The 25,499-nt window shown below is 52.7% G+C and carries 29 protein-coding genes; 13 read left to right on the top strand and 16 right to left on the bottom strand.

What is annotated here, in order from left to right; all coding sequences use genetic code 11:
* Positions 1–92: 92 nt before the first annotated feature.
* Positions 93–791 (bottom strand): SDR family NAD(P)-dependent oxidoreductase, encoded by a 699-nt coding sequence (locus ACYVIY_RS07820; RefSeq protein ID WP_460975747.1) that lies wholly within the window; start codon positions 789–791, stop codon positions 93–95.
* A 155-nt stretch (positions 792–946) separates the two neighbouring features.
* Here ACYVIY_RS07820 and ACYVIY_RS07815 point away from each other — a divergent pair, with 155 nt between their 5' ends.
* Positions 947–1,852, top strand: coding sequence for a cation diffusion facilitator family transporter (locus tag ACYVIY_RS07815; RefSeq protein WP_460975746.1), 906 nt, complete (start codon positions 947–949; stop codon positions 1,850–1,852).
* Positions 1,853–1,918: 66 nt separating this feature from the next.
* On the opposite strand, the gene ACYVIY_RS07810 is transcribed toward ACYVIY_RS07815, so the two are convergent.
* On the bottom strand, positions 1,919–2,413 hold the full coding sequence (locus ACYVIY_RS07810) for an RDD family protein (protein WP_460975745.1): 495 nt from the start codon (positions 2,411–2,413) through the stop codon (positions 1,919–1,921).
* Positions 2,414–2,543: 130 nt separating this feature from the next.
* A complete protein-coding gene (locus ACYVIY_RS07805; RefSeq protein ID WP_460975744.1) occupies positions 2,544–3,785 on the bottom strand; it encodes a PQQ-dependent sugar dehydrogenase in 1,242 nt (413 codons plus the stop codon).
* Between the two features lie 231 nt (positions 3,786–4,016).
* Between ACYVIY_RS07805 and ACYVIY_RS07800 the strand changes: the two genes are divergently transcribed.
* The 3 genes from ACYVIY_RS07800 to ACYVIY_RS07790 all read left to right on the top strand — a co-directional run bounded on the left by ACYVIY_RS07800 (position 4,017) and on the right by ACYVIY_RS07790 (position 6,734).
* Positions 4,017–4,862, top strand: a complete 846-nt coding sequence (locus tag ACYVIY_RS07800; protein WP_460975743.1) for a serine O-acetyltransferase — start codon at positions 4,017–4,019, stop codon at positions 4,860–4,862.
* Positions 4,863–4,949: 87 nt separating this feature from the next.
* Positions 4,950–5,858: a cysteine synthase A gene (cysK, locus tag ACYVIY_RS07795; RefSeq protein WP_460975742.1), complete on the top strand. Its 909-nt coding sequence runs from the start codon at positions 4,950–4,952 to the stop codon at positions 5,856–5,858.
* 6 nt (positions 5,859–5,864) lie between these two features.
* The gene (locus tag ACYVIY_RS07790) at positions 5,865–6,734 is read left to right on the top strand and encodes a YitT family protein (protein ID WP_460975741.1); all 870 of its coding nucleotides are present in this window, start codon (positions 5,865–5,867) and stop codon (positions 6,732–6,734) included.
* 38 nt (positions 6,735–6,772) lie between these two features.
* Here the strand turns inward: ACYVIY_RS07790 and ACYVIY_RS07785 are convergent, their stop codons facing one another.
* The 4 genes from ACYVIY_RS07785 to ACYVIY_RS07770 all read right to left on the bottom strand — a co-directional run bounded on the left by ACYVIY_RS07785 (position 6,773) and on the right by ACYVIY_RS07770 (position 9,567).
* Entirely contained in the window at positions 6,773–7,411 is a 639-nt protein-coding gene (locus ACYVIY_RS07785; RefSeq protein ID WP_460975740.1) for a DsbA family protein, read from the bottom strand.
* Positions 7,412–7,479: 68 nt separating this feature from the next.
* The gene (locus ACYVIY_RS07780; RefSeq protein ID WP_460975739.1) at positions 7,480–8,073 is read right to left on the bottom strand and encodes a TetR/AcrR family transcriptional regulator; all 594 of its coding nucleotides are present in this window, start codon (positions 8,071–8,073) and stop codon (positions 7,480–7,482) included.
* A gap of 203 nt (positions 8,074–8,276) precedes the next feature.
* Positions 8,277–9,029, bottom strand: a complete 753-nt coding sequence (locus ACYVIY_RS07775; RefSeq protein ID WP_460975738.1) for an SAM-dependent methyltransferase — start codon at positions 9,027–9,029, stop codon at positions 8,277–8,279.
* A 70-nt stretch (positions 9,030–9,099) separates the two neighbouring features.
* Positions 9,100–9,567 (bottom strand): redoxin domain-containing protein, encoded by a 468-nt coding sequence (locus tag ACYVIY_RS07770; protein ID WP_460975737.1) that lies wholly within the window; start codon positions 9,565–9,567, stop codon positions 9,100–9,102.
* A gap of 126 nt (positions 9,568–9,693) precedes the next feature.
* On the opposite strand from ACYVIY_RS07770, the gene ACYVIY_RS07765 reads away from it, so the two are divergent.
* The gene (locus ACYVIY_RS07765; protein ID WP_460975736.1) at positions 9,694–10,614 is read left to right on the top strand and encodes an ROK family protein; all 921 of its coding nucleotides are present in this window, start codon (positions 9,694–9,696) and stop codon (positions 10,612–10,614) included.
* 86 nt (positions 10,615–10,700) lie between these two features.
* On the opposite strand, the gene ACYVIY_RS07760 is transcribed toward ACYVIY_RS07765, so the two are convergent.
* The 4 genes from ACYVIY_RS07760 to ACYVIY_RS07745 form a co-directional block, all read right to left on the bottom strand.
* A complete protein-coding gene (locus tag ACYVIY_RS07760; RefSeq protein WP_460975735.1) occupies positions 10,701–11,270 on the bottom strand; it encodes a hypothetical protein in 570 nt (189 codons plus the stop codon).
* Between the two features lie 12 nt (positions 11,271–11,282).
* Positions 11,283–12,437: a zinc-dependent alcohol dehydrogenase gene (locus ACYVIY_RS07755; RefSeq protein WP_460975734.1), complete on the bottom strand. Its 1,155-nt coding sequence runs from the start codon at positions 12,435–12,437 to the stop codon at positions 11,283–11,285.
* A 484-nt stretch (positions 12,438–12,921) separates the two neighbouring features.
* Complete coding sequence (locus ACYVIY_RS07750; protein ID WP_460975733.1) at positions 12,922–15,591, bottom strand: TonB-dependent receptor; 2,670 nt, start codon at positions 15,589–15,591, stop codon at positions 12,922–12,924.
* Between the two features lie 151 nt (positions 15,592–15,742).
* The gene (locus tag ACYVIY_RS07745; RefSeq protein ID WP_460975732.1) at positions 15,743–16,501 is read right to left on the bottom strand and encodes an SOS response-associated peptidase; all 759 of its coding nucleotides are present in this window, start codon (positions 16,499–16,501) and stop codon (positions 15,743–15,745) included.
* Between the two features lie 107 nt (positions 16,502–16,608).
* On the opposite strand from ACYVIY_RS07745, the gene ACYVIY_RS07740 reads away from it, so the two are divergent.
* On the top strand, positions 16,609–17,238 hold the full coding sequence (locus tag ACYVIY_RS07740) for a pyridoxamine 5'-phosphate oxidase family protein (protein WP_460975731.1): 630 nt from the start codon (positions 16,609–16,611) through the stop codon (positions 17,236–17,238).
* Here the strand turns inward: ACYVIY_RS07740 and ACYVIY_RS07735 are convergent.
* Together ACYVIY_RS07735 and ACYVIY_RS07730 are read right to left on the bottom strand one after the other, a co-directional pair.
* Positions 17,196–17,816, bottom strand: coding sequence for a hypothetical protein (locus ACYVIY_RS07735; protein WP_460975730.1), 621 nt, complete (start codon positions 17,814–17,816; stop codon positions 17,196–17,198). The two genes, ACYVIY_RS07740 and ACYVIY_RS07735, sit on opposite strands and share 43 nt — an antisense overlap.
* A gap of 2 nt (positions 17,817–17,818) precedes the next feature.
* Positions 17,819–18,163 carry a hypothetical protein gene (locus tag ACYVIY_RS07730; RefSeq protein ID WP_460975729.1) on the bottom strand — a complete coding sequence of 115 codons (345 nt, stop codon included), beginning with the start codon at positions 18,161–18,163 and terminating at the stop codon, positions 17,819–17,821.
* A gap of 112 nt (positions 18,164–18,275) precedes the next feature.
* Here ACYVIY_RS07730 and ACYVIY_RS07725 point away from each other — a divergent pair, with 112 nt between their 5' ends.
* Together ACYVIY_RS07725 and ACYVIY_RS07720 are read left to right on the top strand one after the other, a co-directional pair.
* Positions 18,276–18,851 (top strand): RNA polymerase sigma factor, encoded by a 576-nt coding sequence (locus ACYVIY_RS07725; protein WP_460975728.1) that lies wholly within the window; start codon positions 18,276–18,278, stop codon positions 18,849–18,851.
* Positions 18,833–19,255 (top strand): hypothetical protein, encoded by a 423-nt coding sequence (locus tag ACYVIY_RS07720; RefSeq protein WP_460975727.1) that lies wholly within the window; start codon positions 18,833–18,835, stop codon positions 19,253–19,255. The genes ACYVIY_RS07725 and ACYVIY_RS07720 overlap by 19 nt, the downstream gene beginning before the upstream one ends.
* 9 nt (positions 19,256–19,264) lie before the next feature.
* On the opposite strand, the gene ACYVIY_RS07715 is transcribed toward ACYVIY_RS07720, so the two are convergent.
* Entirely contained in the window at positions 19,265–19,975 is a 711-nt protein-coding gene (locus ACYVIY_RS07715) for a hypothetical protein (RefSeq protein WP_460975726.1), read from the bottom strand.
* A 184-nt stretch (positions 19,976–20,159) separates the two neighbouring features.
* On the opposite strand from ACYVIY_RS07715, the gene ACYVIY_RS07710 reads away from it, so the two are divergent.
* The 5 genes from ACYVIY_RS07710 to ACYVIY_RS07690 all read left to right on the top strand — a co-directional run bounded on the left by ACYVIY_RS07710 (position 20,160) and on the right by ACYVIY_RS07690 (position 24,064).
* A complete protein-coding gene (locus ACYVIY_RS07710; RefSeq protein ID WP_460975725.1) occupies positions 20,160–20,675 on the top strand; it encodes a DUF4385 domain-containing protein in 516 nt (171 codons plus the stop codon).
* Positions 20,676–20,834: 159 nt separating this feature from the next.
* Positions 20,835–21,521, top strand: a complete 687-nt coding sequence (locus tag ACYVIY_RS07705; RefSeq protein ID WP_460975724.1) for an RNA ligase family protein — start codon at positions 20,835–20,837, stop codon at positions 21,519–21,521.
* 99 nt (positions 21,522–21,620) lie between these two features.
* The gene (locus ACYVIY_RS07700) at positions 21,621–22,751 is read left to right on the top strand and encodes an AAA family ATPase (RefSeq protein ID WP_460975723.1); all 1,131 of its coding nucleotides are present in this window, start codon (positions 21,621–21,623) and stop codon (positions 22,749–22,751) included.
* A 94-nt stretch (positions 22,752–22,845) separates the two neighbouring features.
* Positions 22,846–23,727 carry a bifunctional 5,10-methylenetetrahydrofolate dehydrogenase/5,10-methenyltetrahydrofolate cyclohydrolase gene (locus ACYVIY_RS07695; RefSeq protein WP_460975722.1) on the top strand — a complete coding sequence of 294 codons (882 nt, stop codon included), beginning with the start codon at positions 22,846–22,848 and terminating at the stop codon, positions 23,725–23,727.
* 37 nt (positions 23,728–23,764) lie between these two features.
* Positions 23,765–24,064 carry a hypothetical protein gene (locus ACYVIY_RS07690; protein WP_460975721.1) on the top strand — a complete coding sequence of 100 codons (300 nt, stop codon included), beginning with the start codon at positions 23,765–23,767 and terminating at the stop codon, positions 24,062–24,064.
* A 299-nt stretch (positions 24,065–24,363) separates the two neighbouring features.
* On the opposite strand, the gene ACYVIY_RS07685 is transcribed toward ACYVIY_RS07690, so the two are convergent.
* Together ACYVIY_RS07685 and ACYVIY_RS07680 are read right to left on the bottom strand one after the other, a co-directional pair.
* Positions 24,364–25,140 (bottom strand): TolC family protein, encoded by a 777-nt coding sequence (locus tag ACYVIY_RS07685; protein ID WP_460975720.1) that lies wholly within the window; start codon positions 25,138–25,140, stop codon positions 24,364–24,366.
* Complete coding sequence (locus tag ACYVIY_RS07680) at positions 25,034–25,471, bottom strand: biotin/lipoyl-binding protein (RefSeq protein ID WP_460975719.1); 438 nt, start codon at positions 25,469–25,471, stop codon at positions 25,034–25,036. Before ACYVIY_RS07680 ends, ACYVIY_RS07685 begins: the two co-directional genes overlap by 107 nt.
* Positions 25,472–25,499: the final 28 nt, after the last annotated feature.

Below are 25,499 nucleotides of genomic sequence, written 5' to 3'. Positions count from 1 at the left end.
TGCGCGCCTAAATACCTGAAAAGCGGGCGCACAAGCAAACCGTCATGCATTTATTTATTCGGCGGGGTATATACGTAACGATTTGGTCGTTTTCAGGCTCGGTTATACACTTTTAGCACCGGTTCACGCAGCACCTGGCCCTTGTCGAATAAAACAAACGTAATGATGTCGGCTAAATCATCCGGGGTTACCCAGCTTGTGAAGTCAGCCTGCGGCATCGCTTCCCGGTTTGCCGACGTATCGATTGTACTTGGCACCAGTACCGTCGAAACAATATCCTGCGCCTGCCCCGAAGCATTGATAAGCGCCGATAACTCCAGCAGCAGCGATTTCGACAAGGCATAGGCGACCATGTTCTTACCAGCTTTTGCATCCAGCGCCGGTCGGCCACCCACCAGCAAAAACCGACCACTCTGCTGCTGTTCGGTCATGTACGCAAACAACGGCTGTACGACATGATACGCTGTTTTGAAGTTCAGCGTCAGCATCTGGTCGAGCTGTGTACTATTTGTTTCGGCCAGCGAACCCATCGCGAACCCTCCGGCCAGCAGCACCGCGCAGTCGACAGGCCCCTTCTCAGCAATGGCCTGTTTGATCATGGATTCAGTTTGTCCAGCATCTGTCAGGTCGACCTGATACGTAATCAACTCGCCCGGCCCCTGATCGGCAAGACGATGGGGGTCGCTACCCGGCTGAGTCGTGGCAATTACCCGATGTCCTAAACTAAGCAGCTTTCGCGTGACAACCCGGCCTAAACCACCCGCGGCACCCGTTACTAATACTGTGGCCATAACGATAAATAACGTTTTGTTTGGCTGGCAAGATAGTGAGGCAACCGATACATTCCTGGCTGGTTGCGGACCAATGCCGTTTAACGGACAAAGTCACTCTGACCGTCAACGAAGATCGCCTAACCAGATGGTTCAGTAAACGGTTAAGACCGGATATGGCGTCGACGAAAACCGCAATCTACACCGCCCTGGGGGCTAATCTGATTATTGCCATTACCAAGTTCATTGCCGCTGGCCTGACCGGCAGTTCGGCTATGGTGTCCGAAGGCATCCACTCGCTGGTTGATACGCTCAATGAACTCCTACTGCTGTTGGGATTGAAGCAAAGTCAGCGGCCCGCCGATGCGAAACGGCCATTTGGGTACGGGCGAGAGCTGTATTTTTGGTCATACATAGTTTCGCTCCTGATCTTCGCCGTGGGTGGTGGCGTTTCTTTCTACGAAGGCGTTACCCATATACAACACCCGACGCTCATTAAAGACCCGCACTGGAACTACATCATTCTGGGCGTTTCGATCGTGCTGGATGGTACCTCCCTCGTGACGGCTCTACGGGCGTTTAACGCCCAGCGGGGAAATCAGCCGTTCTGGTCGGCGGTGAAAGCCAGCAAAGACCCCGCTACGTTTGTTGTGCTGTTCGAGGATGCCTCCGACGTATTAGGGCTGATTATCGCCTTTCTGGGCGTGTTCCTGGGGTATGAGCTGCAGAATCCGTACCTCGATGGGATTGCTTCGATTTTGATCGGCTGTCTGTTAACGGCTGTCTCTATTTTGCTGGTACGCGAAAGTCGCAGTTTGCTGATGGGCGAAGGAGCCGATCCGCGCATCGTTCGCCAAACCATTACGCTTACCGAAGCTGATCCTATTGTTGTCCGATGCGTGCGTACCCTTACGTTTCAAATGGGGCCCGACGACATTGTGCTTATTCAGGAGGTAGCTTTTAAACCAGATCTCAGCACGAAAGACCTCACGCGGGGTATCAACCGAATCCGGCAAACCATTCAGGCGGCTCAGCCCGCCATCCGGCAGGTTTTCATCGAACCCGTCTCGCTGCCAACGTAATAAAAAAAGCTGAGCGTCAGCCAAGCACTTCCCAGTAGTTAGTATAGATAAGCTATAAATTAGAGGTTACTCGCTCAGATTTGCCATTGACTGGTCAAACGAGCGCCGGGGCCGATCGTCGACAACCAGCGTCCCCGCCAGTCGATCGTGCATACCGACGGGAGTTGACCGAATAAACGTGAGGGCATCGAGCGGAATGACCCTGGCCAGGTTCCGGCCAATCAGTTGCGTTAACGTAGGCGTCTCGCCTTCGGTAGTAACCACTTTCGTTCGGGTAATGAGCTTACCCGGCGTTTTCCCAAGCAACCCTTCAAACAGGATGTAATAGGTGACCAGCAGAAGCGTAACGACCAACCGCTCCACCAGGGGATTGATATTCGCCATCACATCGATAATCGTCGGGTTGATCAGCGCGAGAATAAAGAAAGTAGGCAAGACAATGATGTAGAAGAAGAATAGGTCGATGAACATAATGGCCAACCGTTTTGTCCACCGGGTGGGCATGAGCGGTTCAGCCAATAGTTCATCCGCATTCAACAGGTCGCGGGACGTAACGTCCATTAGCGAGAACAGAGTTTAGGTTAAGAATTGGTCGTAACATACTGGGGCTATTTATTAAATCCAAATTTTTACCAGAAAAAGTAAAGCCCGACTTGAGTAAGCCGGGCTTTACCAAAAGAGCGATGTCAGTTTAATTTGTGGTCAGCTTCAGGATTTGCCCTGACGAGTAATCGCACAAGTACAGTTCGTTTTTCTGATCTTCGCCAAAGGCCGATATAGTACCCGCCCGTGAGATAATCTCCTGGTTGTTGGTGGCTTTGTTGCCTGATGCCGTCAAGGCCCAGACACGACCGCTGGCGTAATCAGCGTAGATGTATTTACCTTTTAACGAGGGATTCTGCTGCCCCCGGTACACTACGCCCCCCGTAATTGATACGTCGCCGTTGTCGTGGGTATATTGCCAGATGGGGTCAATTGAATTGCTGCCGTCGCCTTTGGTGCTGGATTTGAAGTTCGACCGGCCTTCTTTGACCCGCCAGCCGTAGTTCCCGCCTTTCGTAACTATATCAACTTCCTCGATGGCTCCCTGCCCAACGTCCCCGACCCATAACTGGCCCTGCTCGTCGAAACTCATGCGCCAGGGATTACGTAGTCCATAAGCGTATATTTCCTCCAGCGCTCCTTCTTTATTGCCTTTGAATGGGTTATCAGGCGGAATACCGTATTGACCTTTTTCGGTACTGTTTACGTCAACCCGCAAGATCTTACCGAGCCAGGCTTTGCGATCCTGGCCGTTATCCTGGGGGTCGCCCCCGCTACCGCCATCGCCGGTCGAAACGTACAAATACCCGTCGGGACCAAACACGAGCTTACCGCCGTTGTGATTGGAATAGGGCTGGGCAAATCGGAACAAAACAACTTCCGATGCGGGATCGGCCTGACCGGCCTCCGCCGACGACGCCTTGAACCGGCTCACGATCGTTTCGCGTGGATTGTCTTTGGTGTAGTTGACGTAGAAAAAGCCGTTCTGCTTAAAGTTCGGGTGAAAAGCCAGACCCAGCAACCCCATTTCGCCCCCGTAGGCGACCTTGTTGCGGATGTCGAGGTACGTACCAGCCGATGCCGTTCCTTCTGCGTTATCGAACACGCGAATTCGCCCGGCCTGCTCCACCACAAATACACGGTTGGTGCCGTCGTTAGCGTAGGTGTACTCCACCGGCGACTGAAAGCTTAGCTTGGGATAGGCATTGACCGCGCGGGCAGCCAACGGTCTCGCTACGCCTACGACCCCGCCCGTCGAATCGACTGCTGCGGTCTGAGGTTCTTTTGTACGCTGACAAGCCGCCGATAGCATCCAGGATACCCCCGAAGTTGCCACCAGCGAGATCATAAACGTAGATATAGCTTTACTGAACATGATGATGCGCTCCATTTGTTTCTTATTTTGCACTACAAATCGGGTTCCAATTGTTTACGCCGAACTTTGTGGTCTGCTTTTTGTTTCAAAATCAGCGATCTGCACGGTTTGCGAACGGCAACCAGCCTTTAAACGAAGCAGTCAGTGATGTAGTGTTTCCTCATAACGGGGACTGGATTCCACTACGTCGGTTATCGCTCATAAAACAGCTTTCTTCCTATCGGTTCTTACGTCAAACGCCTTGTCATGACCACCGCTACGAGTACGTTTCTCGATCATCTGCTAACTCAACGAGCTCAGTATCGCTACAAATTACCGTCCCGCCCCGACGCGGGTCGATTCATCGATCAGTTGATGCGGTTGCTTTTTCCCGTTACCCAAGACTGTCAGTCAGCCTCGCAAAACGTCGACGAAACGTACCAGAAATTACAGGATCAGTTGATCTGTCTATTTCGTCCGCTGGAAAGCAACATGGCCGAAAGTCCGGTTGTTGTCGCCGAACGGTTCTTTGAGCAATTGCCGGGGATCTATGATAACCTGCTGCTCGATGCACACTCCATTGCCGACAACGACCCGGCCGCTATCGGCATCGAGGAAGTGGTTGCGGTGTATCCGGGATTTTACGCCATCGCCGTCTACCGCATCGCGCATGAGTTGCTCCAGTTGAACGTACCGCTACTGCCCCGTATGCTGACGGAATACGCCCACGGGCAAACCGGCATCGACATTCACCCCGGCGCTCAGATCGGCGGGTCGTTCTTTATTGATCACGGTACGGGCGTTGTCATTGGCGAAACGACGGTTATCGGTGAGAACGTTAAGATTTATCAGGGCGTAACGCTGGGAGCCACGCATGTTGCCAAGTCAATGGCGCAGAAAAAACGGCATCCAACCATCGAAAACAACGTAGTGATTTACGCGAACGCCACCATACTGGGCGGGCATACCGTTGTGGGGCATGATTCAGTGATTGGGGGTAACGTCTGGCTTACCCAAAGCGTTGAACCGTACTCATTGGTCTATAACCAACACAAGACCGATGTCCGGCTCAAGTCTCTGGAATCGAACGAGCCCATCAATTTCGTCATATAATTCAGTCAACTAAAGCGAGTGCACTGTGCGGGAAGTACGTACTGCGGCCCGTTCTTTACTCTTTTTCTATACGCTCTCCAACAACCCATGAAAGCCAATTCGATATTAGAGACTATTGGTCAAACTCCCCACGTCCGCCTGAGCAGGCTCTACCCTGATCACGAGGTATGGATAAAACTAGAACGGGCCAATCCCGGTGCCAGTATTAAAGACCGGATTGCCCTGGCCATGATCGAAGACGCAGAAGCAAAGGGGCAGCTCACCACCGGCAGTACGATTATTGAACCAACGTCGGGCAACACCGGTATCGGGCTGGCTATGGTGGCTGCGGTGAAAGGCTATAAGTTGATTCTGGTCATGCCGGAGTCGATGAGTATCGAACGGCGTAAGATCATGGGCGCCTATGGAGCCCAGTTTGACCTGACCCCGCGGGAGAAAGGGATGCGCGGAGCCATCGAACGGGCGCATGAACTGGTCGCCGAAACACCCGGAGCCTGGATGCCCCAGCAGTTCGAAAATCCGGCGAATATCGAGGTGCATAAGCGCACCACCGCGCAGGAGATCTTAACGGATTTTCCCGATGGGTTCGATGCACTCATCACAGGTGTTGGCACGGGCGGCCACATTACGGGCGTGGCGGAAGTTTTGAAAGAACACTTCCCGGACCTGAAAGCCTATGCCGTCGAACCCGAGCTGTCGCCGGTCATCAGCGGGGGCGCGCCGGGACCTCACCCCATTCAGGGCATCGGAGCCGGATTTATTCCCCAGAATCTGCACACTACGTCAATTGACGGCTCCATTCAGGTCAGCAAAGACGATGCGTTCGCCTGGGCGCATCGGGCGGCCAAAGAAGAAGGTTTATTCATTGGCATCTCATCGGGAGCCTCACTGGCCGCGGTCGCCCAAAAACTGTCCGACCTGCCGCCGGGCAGCCGGATTCTGACATTCTGCTACGATACCGGTGAACGTTATCTGTCCATCGAAGGCTTATACTAGCAGACGATGGCTAACCGCGCTACCCTATTCCGGCAGATTAAAGATATCCTGTTTATCGTGGCTGGAGTTCTCAGCGCGGGGATGGGTCTGAAAGGGTTTCTCTTGTCAAGCCATTTTATCGACGGGGGCGTAACGGGTATATCCATGCTGCTGGCTACCCTGCTCAACATTCCGCTGGCCATCTGGCTGCTTGTTCTCAACGTACCGTTTATTGGCTTGGGCTACCGTCAGTTCGGCCGGGCCTTTGCCATTAAAAGTATTGCCGCCATTGCGGGTCTCTCGCTCAGCCTAACCGTAATTCCTTATCCCGACGTTACGCAAGATCTATTGCTCACCGCTATTTTCGGGGGGTTCTTTATTGGCGCAGGCATTGGGCTGGCCATACGGGGTGGCGCTGTACTCGACGGCACCGAAATTGCGGCCTTACTGATCAGCCGGAGTAGCGCCACGCTGAAAGTGAGCGACGTTATTCTGCTGCTCAACGTAATCATTTTTGGCGCTGCGGCTTTTTTCCTGAGCATCAACCTGGCTCTGTACTCCATGATTACGTATTTCGCGGCCTCCAAAACAGTCGACTTTATTGTCCACGGAATTGAAGAATATACTGCCGTGCTCATTATTTCCAAGCACAATCTGGCCATACGCGATCGGATTGTTGAGTTAGGCTGGGGCGTAACGATTCTAAAAGGCGAAGAAGGTTTCGGGAAACACGGCCGTCACCAGGACGTTGACACTATGCTGTACATGGTGATTACCCGGCTGGAGCTAAGTCGAATGCGCCGAATTGTGGGCGAGATCGACGCCAACGCGTTTATCATCCAGCACGGTGTCGATGATGTGATGGGGGGCAAGGTAAAGAACCTACCGATGCACTGACGAACTTTCCGCACTAATTTGACTCACGCTTATTCAGGTCAGGCCTGTTGCTTTGCCCGGTTTATGTTGGTCTCCAGTTGTTCGTAGGGTATATACCCTCTGGCAACCTGAAACAGGTTGCTTCCCGTATCGAATAGAACGGAGGGAAAGCCATTGATGCCGTACTGCGATACGAGATTGAATTCAGCCCAGGTCTGTTCTTTAATGGCCGGGTCGTTCAGGTGCGCGACAAACTCGTCGGGATCAATCCCGAACGCATCAACGAGGGGACCGTACTGGCTATCGACGTTGAGATCAATTCCATCCCGGTGCAGAGCGGTCTGTAACGTACCAGCAAAGTCAACCGCCCGATCCGGCATTATCGCTTTGAAGAGCGTCAGCGCCATCCCCGGCTTCTCCGAGTCAGCAATGTAGGTGTCCGATTGGAGCAGTTGGGTGAGGTACGGCTCGCCAAACTGAACACCCGTTCGCTCTTCCACAACTTTATGGGCCTGTTCGATAAACGAGCGTAGCGCGGCTATGGGTTTCGCCCGCGAACCGGTCATCATCCCCCCGCTCAGGACGTCGAAATCATACGCATCGGCGTGGGTAGCCTGAAAACGACGCATGACCGGACTGAAGCCATAGCACCAGCCGCACAGGGCATCGTACACATAAATAATTCGGGGGCGGGGCATATTGTAAAGACGTAGCACGAGCAGACTATACACCTGAATAGCCGCTCATTCATTAACTAAGAATCAGGTTAACGGAGACCGCGCACAAACCGGCGCATCGTTTCGCGGTATACCTGCTCAGACTGCTCAAGGGGTTGTTGATTCTTCAGCAGCATCGCCAGTGTAATCATGCCGTGCGACATAGACCACCACTCAAAATACAACCGCTTTATGCTTTCTTTCGATTTGGGAATAAACGAGAAGATGATTTCGCAAACAATGGAACTGACCGACTGCATGGCATCTGACTGGTACACGGGCATTGTGCAGTACGCGCCGTCCAGATTATACATGACCTGATAAATTTCGGGCTGCTGGCTGGCAAACTCCCACTGAATCAGTGAAATCTCGTACAGGCGCTTTTCCGGATCGCGGTACAGTTTCAGGATGCGGTCATATTCCTGATAGAGGTGGCGAAAGCCCTCATTGCGAATTTCGTCCAACAAAACATCCTTGCTGTCGAAGTATTCATAAACAATAGGGGCACTATATTCAATGGCATCCGCAATTTTCCGAATCGACACAGCCTGCCAGCCCTCCCGGCGGGCAATGGCTTTGGCCGTTCCCACAATGCCGGAGCGGGTCTGCTCACGACTGCGCGGCTTACGCTCGATGATCTCCATAAAACTAGGTTATCGTTTCTCAGTTAACGGTGTTAAACTGTCTGAAAACTACAGATTTATGGTGAATTTGTCAGACTTAAATGCAACTTTTCTAAATAAATTTATAATCCCTCTTCTTTACGTATTATAAACACCTGATTTATAGACGGTTATTTTTTTCATATAATCCGTTAACCAACTGAGCAGTTGCCAACTACCACTCCTCACGTTTTTTCGGCCAGTAGCCAAACCGCTTCGTCGCCCAGCGCGTACGGCTCTCCATCGACGGTTCCGTAGTAGTCGAGTATCAACAAGCCCGCTTCGGTAAACAGCCGACTTAGTTCAGCCAATGTATACACGTAATGCTGCGCTAGGCGGGTATGCTGATCGCCATTGCTGATGTACGTCAGATGCGAGTCGATGCGGCTTTCGATGGGATCATACTCATTATCAACCAAAAACAGAATGTCTCCTACGGGCTGCCAGCTTCGGTGCTGATAATCCGGTAACACTGACTCGGCAATCATTTCAGTATGCGCCAGAAATCGCCCGCCCGGTTTTAACGAATCAGCGATCTGTTTTAGAAACTGTTTCATCTCGGCATGGGCGAAAAAGCTGAAGCTGTTTCCCAGGCAATAAGCCGCATCGAAAAGGCCATTGGCCGTTAATTCGGCGAGCGGGACGGTCATAAAATCAGCGGCAACGGAATTAACCATAAGTTTTTCGGCTGCCGCCAACTGCCGTAATTCTTCAACATATTCGGTCGATATATCCACGCCGGTTACATGCGTCCCCAGGCGGGCAAGCGGCAGAGCATGACGACCGTAGCCGCAGAAGATATCCAGCAGCCGGTCGCCAGGGCCAAACTCCAGGGTTTCGACGAGCAGTTCGAGGTCGAGCTGCGTTTGGGCTTCGGTCTGTGCCGCCTTCCAGGCTTGCTGGGGTAATCCATGAAAGAAATTGTGATACCAGGCCATTGAATGCGCGATACATAGCCAGCGCGGTAATAACCCACTGCCAGCAGTTGAAAAAAGACTCCGACAAATATTAATTCAGCCTCGCCAGCGTTTCCTGAATAGCGTTGAAATCAGGCACCTCGCCAGCGTTCTCCAACACTTCGACGTACTGAAGCAGCCCGTTGCGGTCAACAACAAAAGCCGAGCGCTTGCTGACGCCTTTCAGATTCATGGTGAATGTCTCGTAATACGTATCGTAGGCCTGCGACACCTCTTTGTTGAAGTCAGAGAGCAACGTAAATGGCAACTGCTGGTCTTGTTTGTATTTGGCCAGCGTATAGGGCGAGTCTACGGAAATAGCGATAATCTCGGCCTGTAAATCGGCGTAGGTACTGATGTTGTCCCGTAGTTCGCAAAGCTCGGCGGTGCATACGCTCGAAAAAGCCATCGGGAAAAACAGAATGATTACATGTTTCCCGTTAAAGCTATGAAGCGAGACTTCGCGCTTCTCGGTATTGTATAAGGTAAAATCAGGGGCCTTCTGTCCGGGAGTTAACATTTCTGTTTTTGATTTCGGATTTATGGGTGTTGTTTTGACTACAAATTGTGTTGTGAGGGCGAAATTCCGAAAAAGCCCGCTCAATACAAGGTTTATTCCATTCCATCAGACTTCGCACTAGTAAGAATGCAAACGTATTGGGGTATCGACTTAGGGGGCACTAAAATCGAGGGAGTTGTCTTGAGCGCACCCTCACCCGACGCTGTTCTCATCCGAAAACGTATTGATACAGAAGCTCACCAGGGCTATGATCACATCCTTCATCAGATTGTCAAACTTATTGACATGCTGAAAGCCGAGACGGATCAGGTTCCGGAACGGATTGGCTTTGGCACCCCCGGCACCTTCGATCCGGCCCGGCAGACCATGAAAAACTGCAACACCACAGTCCTGAATGGAAAGCCGATGAAGCAGGATCTGGCCCGGCTGCTTAGTTTACCCATCGAAGTCGCCAATGATGCCAACTGCTTTGCCCTGGCCGAAGCTACGCTGGGCATTGTGCCCGACGTAGTGCCTGATTATAAATCAGTGTTTGGCGTTATTATGGGGACCGGCGTCGGGGGTGGCTTTGTTGTCCGGGGCCGGGATGGCCAGCCCTTCGTGCTGAATGGCTTTCAGGGAATCGGCGGAGAATGGGGCCACAATATTCTGGAAGAGAACGGCTATCCCTGCTACTGCGGCAAACACGGCTGTACCGAACAGGTTATTTCAGGACCCGCTTTGCAACAATATTACCAGCAGTTAAGCGGGGAAGAGCGAACCATGCCCGACATTATGGATCGTTACCATTCGGGCACTGACTTGTATGCCAGTCAGACCGTAAACCGGCTACTGGAATATTTCGGAAGAGGTATTTCAACCATCATCAACGTACTCGACCCCGATGTGATTGTGCTGGGGGGCGGTGTGGGCAACGTCGATCTGCTGTATACGGAAGGCATCGAACGGGCCAAAAAATACGTGTTCAACTCCGGCGAGATCAATACGCGCTTCCTGAAACCCAAGCTTGGCGACAGTGCGGGTGTGTTTGGCGCGGCCATGCTATAAGCGTCTTTACGTAACAGGCCCATCATCAATGAACCGTTCATCGATGATGGGCCTGTTACGTTTGTTCCCTTTTGCGGTTTCCGGGTTTAGCGGGTAGCTAACCGTTTCCGCGAGCTTTTCGAATCCCGCGAAAAGAGGGCCACCAGAGCCGTTGTTACCACCGCGCTAATCACCACGGTTTGTATAAGCCCTTTGGGATTGTGCTTCCATCCCGCTTTCCAACCTTTTTCGGCAAAGATATTAGGCACCTTACCATGAGCAAAGTCTTCGATGAGGCCTTCGATCTCATTGACCCGATCGGCCACCACCAGCGGAATCCAGTGCATTAGCCGCGATTCACTATGGGTGAAGGCGTATCGGCGTATGGCACCGCTCAGGCCCGTCGGGGGCGAGGCCGTTCCGAAAACGGCGCTCACGTTTGGACGTTCGTTCGAGTGCAGTATTTCTATGGTTGTAGACTGCTGCGTGGGCCGCTCCCAGGTATACCCCAGCTGCTCGACATCCGTGCGTGGGTCTTTTATAGGATAGGTCGGGTCGTTTTTCGGGTTGATGTCAACGCCCCAGCCTTTGATGTGCGCGAATCGGGCCGCCAGCTCTTCGCGCGTAGGCATTTGAGTTTTAGCGGCTGATGTATCCTGTGTTTCTAAATTTTCCATTAGTGTTCAGGGTTATAAACCGGCTTTAGGTGGAATCAGCACCGGCTTGATGCAGTTATCTAATTTCTCTGAGAAAATATGGTAGCCCTCGGCCACTTCTTCCAGCGGCAGACGGTGCGTAATCATGGCTTTGGGGTCGATCACTCCATTCTGCACGTGTTCGATCAGACGCGGCAGCAGCCGTTTCACCGAAGCCTGGTTGGCGCGGATGGTGATGCCTTTGTTCACGACGTTGCCGATGGGTACCATGTTGCCGGTTGGACCGTATACACCCACGATAGACAGAATTCCGCCTTTTTTCACCGAATTGATGGCCCAGTGCAGCGCCGTGGCCGAACCAGCCTGCATCAGCAGCTTGCGACCCGTCAGCGACTGAAGTTTACTGCCCGTAGCCTCGGCCCCAACGGCATCAATGCAGACGTCGGCCCCCAGCCAGTCGGTGGCTTTTTTGAGGAACAACACGACGTCGCCAATTTCTTCGAAGTTATAGACCTCGGCGGGCGCGTAGTTTTTAGCGAACTCAAGCCGGTAATCGATATTATCGATAACGATAACCCGCCCGGCACCGAAGAGCCACGAGCAGCGGGCAGCCATGATCCCTACTGGGCCAGCCCCGAACACTACGACCGTATCGCCGGGCTGAATACCGCCCATTTCGGCGGCCTGGTAGCCTGTCGGTACTACGTCGCACAGCATCACGGCATCGTCGGGGTCCATGCCTTCCGGAATCACCGTTGGGCCGAAATTAGCGTAGGGAACCCGGACGTATTCGGCCTGCCCACCGTCGAAACCGCCTGCCGTGTGCGAATACCCGAAGATCCCGCCTACGGCTGTAGCCATTGGATTTGATTCATGGCAGTTGCCATAAAGCCCCTGCTGGCAGAAACTGCACTTACCACAGGCAATGTTGAACGGCACCAGGACATGATCACCAACTTTGAGTTTGTGCACCTCCGACCCGACTTCTTCGACAATGCCGGTGAACTCGTGCCCGAACGTAGAACCCACGCGGGTGTCCGGCACATTGCCGTTATACAGGTGCAAATCCGACCCGCATATGCAGGATCGAGTAACCCGAACAATGGCATCCTCGGGATGCAAAATTTCGGGCATCGGCTTGTGGTCAATGCGGACCCGCTGGGTTCCGCGGTAATTCATAGCTAGCATACGAAACCGTTTATACCGTCTAATAATTGAACGATGTGTAAGTCAGCCCAGCGCCCGATTGAATCAAGGGCCTGTACGCGGTTTTCGATCTGTCACCTGACGGGCTCCTTACCAACAACCGAGAGCTGTTCTGCTCCACTTCATACGATACGTAACTAATCCAAACTGTCAAGGTTAGTATATCTATAGGTTATCTATCCAAAGGGTACGTTATACTCGATATCGACTGAACAAAATGATTGGGAGATTGGAAAGACGCACTGGCTTACATAGCGCCAAGTGTGGATTCAAAACGGTACGTCGTGGCGGAACTTAGCGTCAGCCTATTACCTGTATTTTACGTCAATGCCTATGCGCTTATCCTAGTAACTCTTACCAGGTACAGACTGCTTATAAACTAATAAAGCGGTACCGGGATGGCCGGTACCGCTTTATTAACTTCTTACTGCTCTATACGTAGTAACTGTACAGACTTTAGGCTTGTTTATCTGGGCCGTCCGCCACCGCGGTTCCCTCCCGCCGGGGCCGCTCCGCCCGCGGGTGCGGCTGGCTGTCCACCGCCGTTGTCGCTTCCTTCGTCTTTCAGATCGTCGTTGCCACCCTGTCCGCGACGGCGCTGGGGCTGGTCAAAGCTAAGTTTACCCAGTTTGTAGCTGAAGTTCACCCGAATGCCAGCGTTATAAAGACTGGTCAGGCTGTTCTGCGAGAAGATCGGCGAACTGGATTCGGACCGGACCGTGAACGGATGGTTAAAGAAGTTTTCGCCGGCAATACCGAAGCTTCCGCGCTTGTCTTTCATATCTTTCTTCAGCCCTATGCTATAGAAGGCAAAGCCACCCTGATACCCTTGAAGCTGAATCTGTTTGCCCCGGATGAATCCGAAACCCTGGAGTCCCCAACCATTTTTCAACGTTAAACTTGAGAAGAAACGGCCTGTTACTACCCAGCCTGAGTTCGTAGCGCGGTAGATGAACGTAGAGCTGTTGTTGGTCAGATACGCGTAGTAGGCATCAACTCCGCCCCCAACCTGCCACTTTGAAAACAAGGTCGCATTCCCAAATAGGTTTACGCCATAGGCTGATTCGCGGCCAATATTCAAGTAGGTTGTCCGAATGGGAATCGGCAGTGTCGGGTTCAGCACTTCGCCAACGCTGGTTCTGACCGTATCCCGAACGCTGGTGATCGAGTTGTTGGTTAACCGGGCAAACAACGTCGCGTTGATGTACACCGATTTGATGTACGCACTCGAACTGAATTCCAGGTTGTCGGTCAACTCGGGCGATAGCAGTGGGTTCCCCTGCGTGATATTGGTGGGGTTAGCCGCATTTACGTTCGGATTCAGGAACTGAATACCGGGCCGCTGCAAGCGCCGGTTATAGGCCAGTTTAATCGTTTTCCCACCTTTTAGCGCCTTCGAAATGTTTACACTCGGCACCAGATTGCTGTAGGCAGGAATGCCTAAATCCTGACCAGCCTGACCGCCCTGCTCACCAGGCTGCGTCCGGCTGTAGTTGGCGTTGATCGTCGTATGCTCGTAACGCGCACCGGCTTTCAGCGTATATTTGTTCTTGGTAGTCAGCGTATACGATACGTAACCGGCGGCAATATTTTGATCGTAGTTCAACGTATTGGCCGGGCGGCTCTGGTCAAGCTGAAACGGGCCGTTGCCATTGGCAAAGTTATAGCTGAAGCTGCTCTCCACCTGCCGGAAGATCCCTTTCCCCCCGAATTCGAGCAGTTGGTTGGTGCTGATAGGCGTCTGATAATCGGCCCGGAGGGTAGTCTCCTGGTTGTAACTGTCGTTCAGGTTTTGCTGGCGGGCCGCCACCGTCGCGAAATCGGCTGAGTTCAGAATGTCGGCCGTGAAATCATTGTTGCGGTTGTTGCGGCTGTACTGCGCCGATACGCTGAACTCCTGCTGCGGTTTGTAAGTGCGGGTGTAATCAATATTAGCATCTACCGTTCCGGAAAGATCTTTCGTCTGTACGTTCCGGGCGTTGTAAACCGGGAAATACGGACCCGTCGTTTTGGTGATGAAGTTGTCCTGATACTGAATGTTGTTCCGGGCTCCGTAGCGCAGGCTGGCGGTGATGGCGCTGTTTTTATTGATGTCATAATCCCAGCCCAGCGTGTACTGACCAAATATGCCTTCGTTACGCGTATTGGCTGTCTGCTCAGTGGTGGTGGTCGTTCCCCCGTTACCAAACGTCCGCTGGGTGTTCGCGAACCGGCCAATTACGTTGTAATTCGCCCGGCCGAAGCCGCTCAGACTAAAGCCCATTTTACCCGTACGGAGGTTGCCGTTCAGGCCCAGGTTACTGCCCCGGTTGCCCACGCCTGAATCGAGGTTCAAGGTGAATCCCTGCAGGGTTGCTTTCTTGGTAATGATGTTGATAATCCCGGCTGAACCTTCAGCGTCATACTTGGCCGAGGGCGAAGTAATCACTTCCACCGTCTTGATCATGTCGGCCGGAATCTGCTTGAGGGCATCGGCCACGCTGCTGGCGACAATGGTCGAGGGTTTGTTGTTAATCAGCACGCGAACGTTGCTGCTCCCCCGCAAACTGACGTTACCATCGAGGTCAACCGACAGCAACGGTACCTTCCGCATGACGTCGGTGGCGTCTCCGCCTTTCGACGTTACGTCTTTCTCAGCATTATACACCAGCCGGTCTACCTTTTCTTCAACCAGCGCGGCCTGTCCTACTACGTTTACCTCTTTCAGCGTACGAACATCGGGCGATAGTCGGACCGACCCCAAGTTTACGTCGCCCCGCCGGTCGAGCTTAACACTCGAGATGGTCTTATTCCGATAGCCCACGAACGAGATCAGGACCTGAAAGTCGCCCTGCGGGAGTTTGTTCAATGTAAACCGTCCCTGGTCATCGGCAACGGTTCCGTCAATTGGTTTTTTGGTTTGGGGATTGATCAGCGCGATACTGGCAAACTCAACCGGTTTATTGCTCGTCGAATCGACTATAGTACCGGTAAGTTTCGCGTTGCCCCGCGGAGTATCGTCCGATGCGGTGCCGGGGATGGCCGTAGCGGGCCGTTGACCTCCTCCGCCAGGCATCGTCGGGAACTGCGCCAAAGCCGTTCCTGCGGAAAGCAGCGTCGTTAAGCCAACCGCTAACATGGGTAATGATTTTTTCATCTGTCAGGTTGTAATGCTATAATTCAAAATACAAAGTTGACTCAGTTTCTAAAAAAAAGACAACTGAGTTGACAAAATTTCCGTTCATGCAAAACTTTCTGCGTGAATACTACACGAGCGGTATAGGCCGTAGACGAGCGGAACCGATTACTTAAGTAAAAAGCGTTGAGTGATTTTGTAGTTCAGTGTAGGTCGAGGGCTCCAGCACTTCCGGTACGTCGCTGGGCTCGCTTCGCGATGTAATTCGTTTGCTGATGCTGTAGCTGTGCATCTGTTTGGCGGGGTATTGTTCGTTCAGAATGGCCAGCACATCCTGCTCGGTTAGGTTGTCGTGCAGCCACGCTCGTTCCAACTCCGGTGTCAATAGACAGGGCATGCGTTTTTTCGTGTTATGAATAGCCGCCAGCAGCGGGTTGGCTTCGGTGGTCAGCAAGGTATACGTCGGAATGAGTTCCCCGGTTTCGGGGTCCGGCCATTCATCCCACAATCCCGCAACCGACGCAATTGGCTGGTCTTTCGTGCTGATGTAAAACGGAAACTTCTTGCTGCCGATCGTGTGCCACTCGTAGAAACCGGTTACGGGAATCAGACACCGTTTACCCGCCTGCGCGGCTGACCGATAGGATGGCTTCTCGTAAATCGTCTCCGACCGGGCGTTGATCGTCCGGGCGCGAATGTCGGCGGCATCCTCGCGGCTCTTGGCCCAACGCGGAATCAAGCCCCAGTTCATCAGCTGAAAGCGTTTCGGCATAGACTTGTCGGTATCCGATCGGGCCAGAATGGGCCAGGCAGGAAACTGGTAGGCGTTGGCGTGGTACACCGGCTGGAAGTTAGCGTCCGGGGGCATAGGTGCCTCGTAGCGGGCTTCGATCTCGGCAGCGGTCGCATTGAGTGATTTATGGTAGCACATCGGTTTTTAGGGAGCCATAACATTCTTATCGGGCTATCTGATAAACAAATAAATTAGCCCTCCGGTTATGCCAATCACATCGGGTGCCGAATGCCTGTTTCTCCTTCATGAATCAATCCCCAGAACCAACCGTCACCATCGACGAATCAACGCAATCCCTTGCTAATCTCGAACGCGATACGTGGCAGCAATTAACTCAGGCTACGCAGGCAAAAACCGATGGGTTCAAGACAATGATGCTCGCCACCAGTACGGCTACCGGTGCCGATGCCCGAATGGTGGTGTTGCGGCAAGTCGATGAGGTTCATAAATACCTGTGGTTTCATACGGATGCACGGGCCGAAAAAGTAATTCAACTCGAAGCGCATCCGGTCGCTACGTTGCTGTTCTGGGACGAAGAGCGGCAGGTGCAGCTTCGGGCAAACATAGAAACCAGGCTGCATACCAACGATTACATTGCCGATGAACACTGGGCCGATCTATGGGTTGGTGGTCGCAAAAGTTATTTATCCGAACGGACGCCCGGCAGCGAACAGCCCGCACCCTACCCCGGCTTTCCGGAACACCTGGGCGAGGACCTACCTACGCCCGAGGAAAGCGAAGCAGGTCGCAAAAACTTCGCCGTTATCGAATGCCGCGTCCTGATTATGGAGTACCTGCACCTGAGCCGAAACGGCCAGACGCGTGCGCAATTTCAGTACGAACCGGTCGGGAAAATGGTCTGGCTTGCCCCTTGATTGGGCATCAGCATCTTCCAGCCCAGATAAGCAATGGGTATAAACAGCAGCAGGTCAGCCACGTGTGCAATACCATCGACCCGGGAAATGCGACTAACCGGAAAGACAATGGCTCCTACGCAAATCAGGGTACCAACCCACTTCGGCACGACTTCCTTTCGGGTAAGGTTGATGCCTAATACCAATAGACTGAGTGGGAAAAGTGGCCCTGATTGAAACATAGTTATGTTAAAGCTAACCGAGTGGGCAGCCGCTTCCCGCATCAATTCTTCTTTGGATATACCGAACACCTCGGCATAAATCCCTCGCATGCCGAAATTACTACCGCTTATACACCCGAATATCGCGACCAATAAACCCCATACGGCATATCTCGGCATCGTCATTTTCAGCTTCGTAAATAACCCAATAAAAGCAGGAATCCAGAAGGCCGTGGCAACAACCAGTAACGTGCCACCGGTGATTGTGTATTCGCCATTATGCCAAAAGAACGTAGATACTGCGAACAAAGACGGGGCTACGATCATGGATACTCCCCACAACTGGCGTTCTGGCGGTGTGGATACAGACAGGTTCATAACTACAATTTGTTTTGGGTACGCATAATCAGATAATACAGAAGAAAGCCAAGCGAAGCAGCTACCAAGATAATGCCATAAAACAGACTTGAATCGGGCGAAACACTCAGGTAATGAACCGTCAGCAGTCCCGAACCCGTAAACAATAGAATCAAGCCCCACTTCAACCCTTCGGTCGACGATTCGCTATCTCGCCCCAGCAATTCATGTACTTTTTCATTCCACTGCCCAAGTTCAAAAAGCCTCCGTCGCAGCAAATAGGTGGTGAGCGGCCGCATGGTCAGGTAGATACCAAAGGCGATGGCCAGAATGACGAAAGCGCCCTGTAACCCATACTGTTCTTCCATCGATTGATTTTGTTTTTGACCATGAGACTGCCCTGATTCAGACAATGTTGCAGTTGACCGAAATATTTTAGAAACTGCAACCTCTGGTCAGCATGTGCTGTCTCATAGGCCAATGGAAGATGAACAAACACTGGTGCGGCAAATCGTGCAGGGTAACGTCCGGGCTTATCAGGTGCTGGTCGAGCGTTACCAACGTCTGGTGCTGCACATGGTTAGTCGGATTGTTCATGAACCCACTGATCTGGACGATGCGTGTCAGGAGGTATTCATCAAAGTATATCAGCACCTGCCCGATTTTCACTTTGAATCGAAACTCTCTACCTGGATTGCCACCATCGCGTACCGAACCGGGATCAACTACGTAAAGAAGAACCGGCGAGGCAGCCCCCACGACCCGTTAGACCGACTGACTAACTCAGAAGCTGTGTCTACCCTGGCGACACCCGAAGATTTGATGATTCATCAGGATTGGCGCTCATTTTTACACGCCCAGATCGATAAATTACCGGTTCATTATCGCACCATTCTTACCCTCTATCATCTGGACGAACTGTCGTACGAAGAGATTGGACAGGTGACAGCATTACCGGAAGGCACCGTAAAGAACTATCTCTTTCGAGCCCGTAAACTATTGAAAGAAGCCTTACAGCAGCATAAAGAGCGGGAACAATGGCCACGAACAAATTAACGGATCAACAAATACAGGAGTTGCTTGACAGCCAGCGGCATGCTCCAACGTCAGTACGATCCCAAGCAGACGATGAGGCTGTGGATACATACCGGGCATTGTTCGATGAGCTATCCACCGAACCAGCCTATGACTTGAGTTACGCTTTTTCGGCGAATGTAGTGCGGCAGATACAGCAGCAGACTATAGCTCGAATCGAACGGAAGGCTATGGTCTTGTATGGGCTCTGCTCGCTCGGGCTGGTCGGCTGTGCCGCTAGCCTTGTTTTTTTTGTCGACCAGGAATCACTGGTTTTATTAAAACAGCTTCTGGTCAGGTTCTGGCTCCCGTTGCTGCTTACCGGTGGCGGTTTAAGCCTTATTCAGTGGCTTGATTACCGGTTTGTAAAAGCGAAACGTGGGTGACTGTATCCATTATTTTCGGCTCCTGCGACCCTTCCGCCAGGCCGAAAAGTCTTCGTAAAACCGATCCAAAAAAACGGCCGGGCTGATGGAGTAATACACGCCATTCAGGGTAGATGGGCCAAGCGGTACGTTCCGTTGCAGCGTGTAGCGGTAGCCGGTCATCAGGTTAACACCAAACCACCGCAACGGCCGCAGTCCCCGTAACGCCGGAAACTTAATCGAAGCTGAAACCCCTACACTCAGCGGAACGGCTATGCTTCGTCGGAGATCGGGCTGCTGCGTATCCGTGTTGGTGACCGCGTACCGGGCCGACCCGAGCCCCACCTCAATCGGCGAACTTAGCTCCCAGAATTTACGACGAAAGTAATACGGCTCGACGTATACCGTTGCGTACTGCAATCGTCGGTTCTGCACGTGAAACCCTTCCCACGACTCGTTCAGATGCTGGTTGGTGAAGTAATACCCTACGCCCACTTTCACGTTTGCCGGCAGCAGAAAGCCCACTCGCGCTCCCCAGACGTTTGTTGGATTACTCAGCAGCGGAGGAGTAGCATCTTTAAAATAGAAGAAGCGCTGATCGAGTTCAAAAATGAATTTAGGCTTATCCGGGCGCTCGTTTCGGTTACGACCCAGCGAATCGGCCTCATTCAGCGACTGTGCCAGGAGCCACTGGCCGGTTACTAGCCACAGAAAAATTGAGAGACGTACAGAAGTCATCATAATGCATAAGCTGCCCTGGCAGACAAAGCCCTACGTTCAATAACCCCCAAACTTGGTCCAGTGTTGTAGCAAAGGCATTTGCCCAGGCTCGTTAACGAACCGAATACATGCCGGGCGGGAGCCTAAGCCATTCCGCCGTTTTTGTGGTTATAGAAGTCAATACCACTCATCAACTGTTCGACGTATGGCCGAGAATGACGCAAAGCAACCTAACCGTGCCTTTAACTACGACCTGGATTACCGTACCCTGAACATCCGCGAGCATCCCGAACTATATCGGGTTGGCAAAGGGGAACAGGGTGTTTTACTCGTCCAGCCTTATAAATCAGAGATACTCCCCTACTGGAAATTCAAATCGCCGGAAATTGCCCGCGAATCATCCGAAAAAATATACCAGTTGTTTCTCGAATACAAGCGAAAAGACGATTTCATCGGCATGGACATGGCCCGTAAGTTTCTGCAAATGGGCTACACCCGATCGCGACGCTACGCCAACCACAAAACCGGTCAGAAATACGACGGGCCGGTTCCCGACGATCAGAAAGGCCGGTCGGGTGCCCACGGCCGCGACCAGCTCCCCCGCGAGGAAGACCCGGTGAAGGCGGAGTCGGCCCGGATTTTCTACGGCAAATACCTTCAGGCGCGGGAAGACCCGGAATACAAACGGCTCAAAAAAGCCTGGCAGGAGAAATACGGTTGATTTTCAGCCTGTAGTCTTCTTATCTTTGCCCGGCAAACGTATTGCTAACGCTTAAGTCACTGAATGCCATGTAATCGCGTACAGGTTCCGCTACTTGATTAGCCTTTATCACCCGGTAAAGTGCCTGTATTTCTAATGTTCATTCCAAACGCGATTATCATGATTTCCCGTAAATACGGCCGGACGTATCATTACCCCTTTTCACCGGGTACCACCAGCGACGACCGCATCAATCAGCAGTATCAGACCGACAGTTCCCGCATCCAGACCCTCGTGCATACCGAGAAACTGGACGGCGAAAACAACTGCCTCAACCGCTACGGTGTGTTTGCCCGATCACACGCGGCCCCAACGCAAACACCCTGGACGCGCCATTTGCGCGACCGATGGGCAGGTATTAAACACGACCTCGGCGACCTGGAGCTATTTGGCGAGAACCTATACGCCGTGCATTCCATCAGCTACCGTCAACTTGAGGCTTACTTCTACGTTTTTGCCATTCGCGAACACGATCAGTGGCTATCGTGGGAAGAAACCCAGTTTTACGCGCAGCTGCTTGATTTCCCGACGGTGCCGGTGTTGTCCGTGCAATCGCAACCGTTCCGCCCGGCTGAAGTCGAAAACGAGGTAAACTGTTTAGCGTCGCTGTCCAGCGTTTTTGATTCGTACGACGTGCAGACGGGCGAAGCCTGCACTCGCGAAGGGATTGTCACCCGCGATGCCGCCAGTTTTTCGGTAGCCGATCACCCGCATCGCGTGTTTAAATACGTGCGAAAAGGCCATGTCAAAACTGACGAGCACTGGACGCGAAACTGGCAGCGGGCCCGATTGCTGTACGAACAATGAAGTATAGCTGAGTAATACTGGCGAGTCTACCATCAGCCTTTTAATTTTTAGTCATTATTCGTCAGGTAAGCTTACCTGACGAAACCAATCCAATTTGCTATGTGGACATTCACATCCGATAAACAGTGGTCAGCACTTACGCGTCGTTTTCCGGAAGTACGGGATATGACCGGTGTGAGGCAGGACCCACGCCACCATGCCGAAGGCGACGTAGCCACGCATACCCAACTGGTTCTGGCGGCCCTCGAAGCCGACGTTCGGTATCAAACTTTACAACCAGAGCAGCAGGAGTTACTCTGGACGGCGGCTCTTTTACACGACGTAGAAAAACGCTCGACTACGGTGGTTGAAGCCGACGGCAGCATCACGGCACGCGGTCACGCCCGTAAAGGAGAACGTACCGTACGGGAATTACTGTACACCAACTACCGGGTAACGTCGCCACCGCCCTTCGCCCAGCGGGAGCAGGTTTGCAAACTAATCCGGCATCACGGCCTGCCCCTCTGGATTTTTGAGAAACCCGATCCACTGAAAACGTTACTGCGAACGAGTCTGGAGGTAAATACCGAATGGCTCACCATATTGGCCCGAGCGGACGTACTGGGACGGATCTGCGCCGACCAGGCGGATCTGTTATATCGAATCGATTTGTTCGAAGAGTTGTGTAAAGAGAACGGGTGTTGGGGGCAGCCGTATCCGTTCGTGAGCGAAGAGGCCCGGTATTATTATTTTACGCACGATACGGCTTATCCCAGCTACGAACCCTTTCCCGAAACCGGTTCGGAGGTTATTCTGCTGGCCGGCTTACCGGGGGCCGGAAAAGATACGTTTGTGAGTCAGCACTTGGCCGACTGGCCGGTGATCAGCCTGGACAATTACCGGCGGAAGTTTAAGATCAGCCCAACCGATAAACAGGGCACAAGCCGCGTGGTGCAAATGGCCAGGGAAGATGCCAAGTCCATGCTACGTAGTAAGACGTCGTTTGTCTGGAATGCCACGAACCTAACGTATCAGCTCCGCCAGCAGCTCGTTGGCCTGTTCACAACCTACAAGGCCCAGGTTCGGTTGGTGTACATCGAAGTACCGTATCAGCAGTTGGTCCAGCAGAACGAAACCCGCGAGTATGCGGTGCCTGCCGACGTACTGCACCGGATGTTTGAGCGGCTGGAGATTCCGGCGCTGTGGGAAGCGCATGATGTGCAGTATTTCGTGCCGGAGCGGTTAATGTAAACGAACCGGCAAAGCGGATTCTTTGTGTAGCTTTGTGCCTTGTTTATGGGTGTCTCTGGTTACTGAACAAGGCACAAAGACTTTAAAAACAGGTATGCAGCTTTTAGACGGTAAAGTTCTTTCTACGCAGATCAAGCAGGAAATCGCGGCTGAAGTCGCACAGATCAAAGAGCAGGGCGGCAAAATTCCGCACCTGGTTGCCATCCTGGTGGGTACCCTCGGCCGAAGCGAAACCTACGTAGCGAGCAAAATGAAAAGCTGCGAGGAAGTCGGCATGCACTCCACCCTTATCCGCTTCGATCCGTCGGTTTCGGAAGAAGAGTTGTTGGATAAGGTGCGGGAAGTCAATAATAACCCCGACATGGACGGGCTGATCGTTCAGTTGCCCCTCCCCGATCATATCTCGGCCGATAAAGTGATGGAAACCATCGATCCGGCTAAAGACGTAGATGGCTTTCACCCCATTAATATTGGCCGCATGGCAAAGGGTCTGCCTGCCTACGTATCGGCGACTCCGCAGGGGATTCTGGAGATGCTGAAACGGTACGAAATCGAAACGGTCGGCAAGCATTGCGTAGTCGTTGGGCGAAGCCAGATTGTTGGGTTACCGATGAGTATACTAATGCAGCGTAATACGTATCCCGGCAACTGCACTGTTACGTTAACCCACTCGAAAACGCAGAACCTGGCGGAAATCTGCCGGTCGGCCGACATCTTGATTGCCGCACTGGGCCGTCCCGAGTTTGTCACCGCCGACATGGTAAAAGAAGGGGCTGTTGTCATCGACGTTGGTCTGGAGCGCGTTCCCGACGCGAGCAAGAAAAGCGGCTTTGCCTTGAAAGGCGACGTAAAATTCGATGAAGTAGCCCCCAAAGCTAGCTTTATTACGCCCGTACCCGGTGGCGTCGGCCTGATGACCATCTGTTCGCTGATGCAGAACACCGTGAAGGCCGCCCGCAAAGAAGTGTATGCCTGAGCTATCAACCTGGTTAATAGCTACTTACGCAATCACCATGACGTACGACGACTACAACCAGCGGATTGCCGAACTGGAGCAGCGATTCCAGGCCGAAAAAGACGCGCTGGTCGTTGCGTGTGCGCTGGCGAACAACCCCTATAAAATTGGAGATGTGTTTACGGATTACAACGGCTCCATACGCATCGAGTCAATTCGTCCTTACCGCGCCCATCGGTTGCCGACCTGTTGCTTTTACGGCCTCGTACTAAACCAAGATGGAGTCCCCACTGAGGAACAAACCCGGCGCGAAGCTTACCAGATCAACGATATTGGCAATGAGCAATCCATCCTTTGAGTACTGGGACATTCCGCTCGTACCAATCGTGCTTGCAGTCGCAATTGTCATTATTGTTTGGTATCGAAGACGGAAGCGATGACGTAAGGCCCCAAAACGTAACGCCCGGCTATGTTTAGCTGGGCGTTACGTTTTGGGTTGGCAAGCTTTATTAAATTTTGGTTTCTGGCCGTATTACGAACCTAAAGGACGGCCCCGTTTCAGTGCCTATACGAATACAGCCGGCAAGTCGTCTACCTCAAATCGGGACGCTGAAGCGGTGGACGTACTGAATACGAATAGCTTTACCACATCATTTCTTATCGCCAGCCGCCCCCCAGCGACCGATACACGTTGACCATCGCGCCCAGTCGCTGTCGTTTGATGTCGGCTAAAGTTAACTCCGCCTGGAGAGCGTTACTTTGCGCCGTAATCACCTCCAGATACGTAGCCATCCCGCTTTTAAACAACAGTTTGGCATTGTTTATGGCACCTTGTAAGGTCTGAGCGCGCGTCATGGCAATCCGTTCCTGCTCCTGTAGTTTCTCGTTGCGGACCAACGCATTCGCTACTTCGACCACGGCATTGTTCAAGCTTTGCCGAAATTGAATTAGCGCGGCATCCCGCTGAATCTGACTCACTTCCAGTTGCGTTCTGAGCTGACGGCGCTGAAAAACGGGTTGTACCAAACCAGCCGCCAAATTGTAAAACAAGGAGTTTGGCAACGCAAACCAGTTAGCGGCTTGAAACGAATTCAAGCCACCACTCCCAGTAATGGTCAGGGCTGGATACAAACTGGCTTCGGCAACTCCGGCCCGGGCATTAGCCGCCACTAATTCCAACTCGCTCACCCGTACGTCGGGTCGATTGGCCAGCAGCTGAGCCGGTACGCCCGTCAGCAACGTATCGGCAAGGGGATAGGTAGTGAGTCGGCTGCTGCGAGCAATTGCGCCCGGCCAGTCCCCCAGCAGTTGGCGGATACCGTTTTGCTCAATAACCAGCGCCTGCTCTAGCTGCGACCGTAGCAGGTCGGCGGTTTGGCGTTGCGCTTCGGCCTGCTGTACGGCTAGTTCCGTTACGTCGCCCGACTTCTTCACTGGCGTTGCCGACCTGTTGCTGATAGGTACGTGTATCGATGCGAAATAACGGTTGACCTTTGCGAACGGCAGCACCTTCATCGACATAGATTTTCTCCAGATACCCTTCTACCTGCGGCCGAATGTCGACATTAACCCGGCCTTCCAGGGTGGCTGAAAACTCCTGATACGTATTGACAGATGCCGTTTGAACCTGCACGACGGGCAGCGTAGGAACTTCAGTAGGCGTTGTGGTCTCGTTGGTGGATGAGCCGCAACCAAACTGGCTCAGCGTGAGAGATAAGGCTAAAAAAAGCGGACCTGGCTTACGTGTGGTATTAACTAGGGACATCAGGCTGTAACAATTGTAGTTGAACAGG

It is taken from the genome of Spirosoma knui (genome assembly GCF_054780635.1).
This window is presented reverse-complemented; position numbering and strand designations above follow the sequence as displayed.

Excerpts from the sequence above, each read along its gene's own strand:
- ACYVIY_RS07820 (WP_460975747.1), bottom strand. The coding sequence starts at position 791 with ATGGCCACAGTATTAGTAACGGGTGCCGCGGGTGGTTTAGGCCGGGTT.
- ACYVIY_RS07815 (WP_460975746.1), top strand. The coding sequence starts at position 947 with ATGGCGTCGACGAAAACCGCAATCTACACCGCCCTGGGGGCTAATCTG.
- ACYVIY_RS07810 (WP_460975745.1), bottom strand. The coding sequence starts at position 2,413 with ATGGACGTTACGTCCCGCGACCTGTTGAATGCGGATGAACTATTGGCT.
- ACYVIY_RS07805 (WP_460975744.1), bottom strand. The coding sequence starts at position 3,785 with ATGGAGCGCATCATCATGTTCAGTAAAGCTATATCTACGTTTATGATC.
- ACYVIY_RS07800 (WP_460975743.1), top strand. The coding sequence starts at position 4,017 with ATGACCACCGCTACGAGTACGTTTCTCGATCATCTGCTAACTCAACGA.
- cysK (WP_460975742.1), top strand. The coding sequence starts at position 4,950 with ATGAAAGCCAATTCGATATTAGAGACTATTGGTCAAACTCCCCACGTC.
- ACYVIY_RS07790 (WP_460975741.1), top strand. The coding sequence starts at position 5,865 with ATGGCTAACCGCGCTACCCTATTCCGGCAGATTAAAGATATCCTGTTT.
- ACYVIY_RS07785 (WP_460975740.1), bottom strand. The coding sequence starts at position 7,411 with ATGCCCCGCCCCCGAATTATTTATGTGTACGATGCCCTGTGCGGCTGG.
- ACYVIY_RS07780 (WP_460975739.1), bottom strand. The coding sequence starts at position 8,073 with ATGGAGATCATCGAGCGTAAGCCGCGCAGTCGTGAGCAGACCCGCTCC.
- ACYVIY_RS07775 (WP_460975738.1), bottom strand. The coding sequence starts at position 9,029 with ATGGCCTGGTATCACAATTTCTTTCATGGATTACCCCAGCAAGCCTGG.
- ACYVIY_RS07770 (WP_460975737.1), bottom strand. The coding sequence starts at position 9,567 with ATGTTAACTCCCGGACAGAAGGCCCCTGATTTTACCTTATACAATACC.
- ACYVIY_RS07765 (WP_460975736.1), top strand. The coding sequence starts at position 9,694 with ATGCAAACGTATTGGGGTATCGACTTAGGGGGCACTAAAATCGAGGGA.
- ACYVIY_RS07760 (WP_460975735.1), bottom strand. The coding sequence starts at position 11,270 with ATGGAAAATTTAGAAACACAGGATACATCAGCCGCTAAAACTCAAATG.
- ACYVIY_RS07755 (WP_460975734.1), bottom strand. The coding sequence starts at position 12,437 with ATGCTAGCTATGAATTACCGCGGAACCCAGCGGGTCCGCATTGACCAC.
- ACYVIY_RS07750 (WP_460975733.1), bottom strand. The coding sequence starts at position 15,591 with ATGAAAAAATCATTACCCATGTTAGCGGTTGGCTTAACGACGCTGCTT.
- ACYVIY_RS07745 (WP_460975732.1), bottom strand. The coding sequence starts at position 16,501 with ATGTGCTACCATAAATCACTCAATGCGACCGCTGCCGAGATCGAAGCC.
- ACYVIY_RS07740 (WP_460975731.1), top strand. The coding sequence starts at position 16,609 with ATGAATCAATCCCCAGAACCAACCGTCACCATCGACGAATCAACGCAA.
- ACYVIY_RS07735 (WP_460975730.1), bottom strand. The coding sequence starts at position 17,816 with ATGAACCTGTCTGTATCCACACCGCCAGAACGCCAGTTGTGGGGAGTA.
- ACYVIY_RS07730 (WP_460975729.1), bottom strand. The coding sequence starts at position 18,163 with ATGGAAGAACAGTATGGGTTACAGGGCGCTTTCGTCATTCTGGCCATC.
- ACYVIY_RS07725 (WP_460975728.1), top strand. The coding sequence starts at position 18,276 with ATGGAAGATGAACAAACACTGGTGCGGCAAATCGTGCAGGGTAACGTC.
- ACYVIY_RS07720 (WP_460975727.1), top strand. The coding sequence starts at position 18,833 with ATGGCCACGAACAAATTAACGGATCAACAAATACAGGAGTTGCTTGAC.
- ACYVIY_RS07715 (WP_460975726.1), bottom strand. The coding sequence starts at position 19,975 with ATGATGACTTCTGTACGTCTCTCAATTTTTCTGTGGCTAGTAACCGGC.
- ACYVIY_RS07710 (WP_460975725.1), top strand. The coding sequence starts at position 20,160 with ATGGCCGAGAATGACGCAAAGCAACCTAACCGTGCCTTTAACTACGAC.
- ACYVIY_RS07705 (WP_460975724.1), top strand. The coding sequence starts at position 20,835 with ATGATTTCCCGTAAATACGGCCGGACGTATCATTACCCCTTTTCACCG.
- ACYVIY_RS07700 (WP_460975723.1), top strand. The coding sequence starts at position 21,621 with ATGTGGACATTCACATCCGATAAACAGTGGTCAGCACTTACGCGTCGT.
- ACYVIY_RS07695 (WP_460975722.1), top strand. The coding sequence starts at position 22,846 with ATGCAGCTTTTAGACGGTAAAGTTCTTTCTACGCAGATCAAGCAGGAA.
- ACYVIY_RS07690 (WP_460975721.1), top strand. The coding sequence starts at position 23,765 with ATGACGTACGACGACTACAACCAGCGGATTGCCGAACTGGAGCAGCGA.
- ACYVIY_RS07680 (WP_460975719.1), bottom strand. The coding sequence starts at position 25,471 with ATGTCCCTAGTTAATACCACACGTAAGCCAGGTCCGCTTTTTTTAGCC.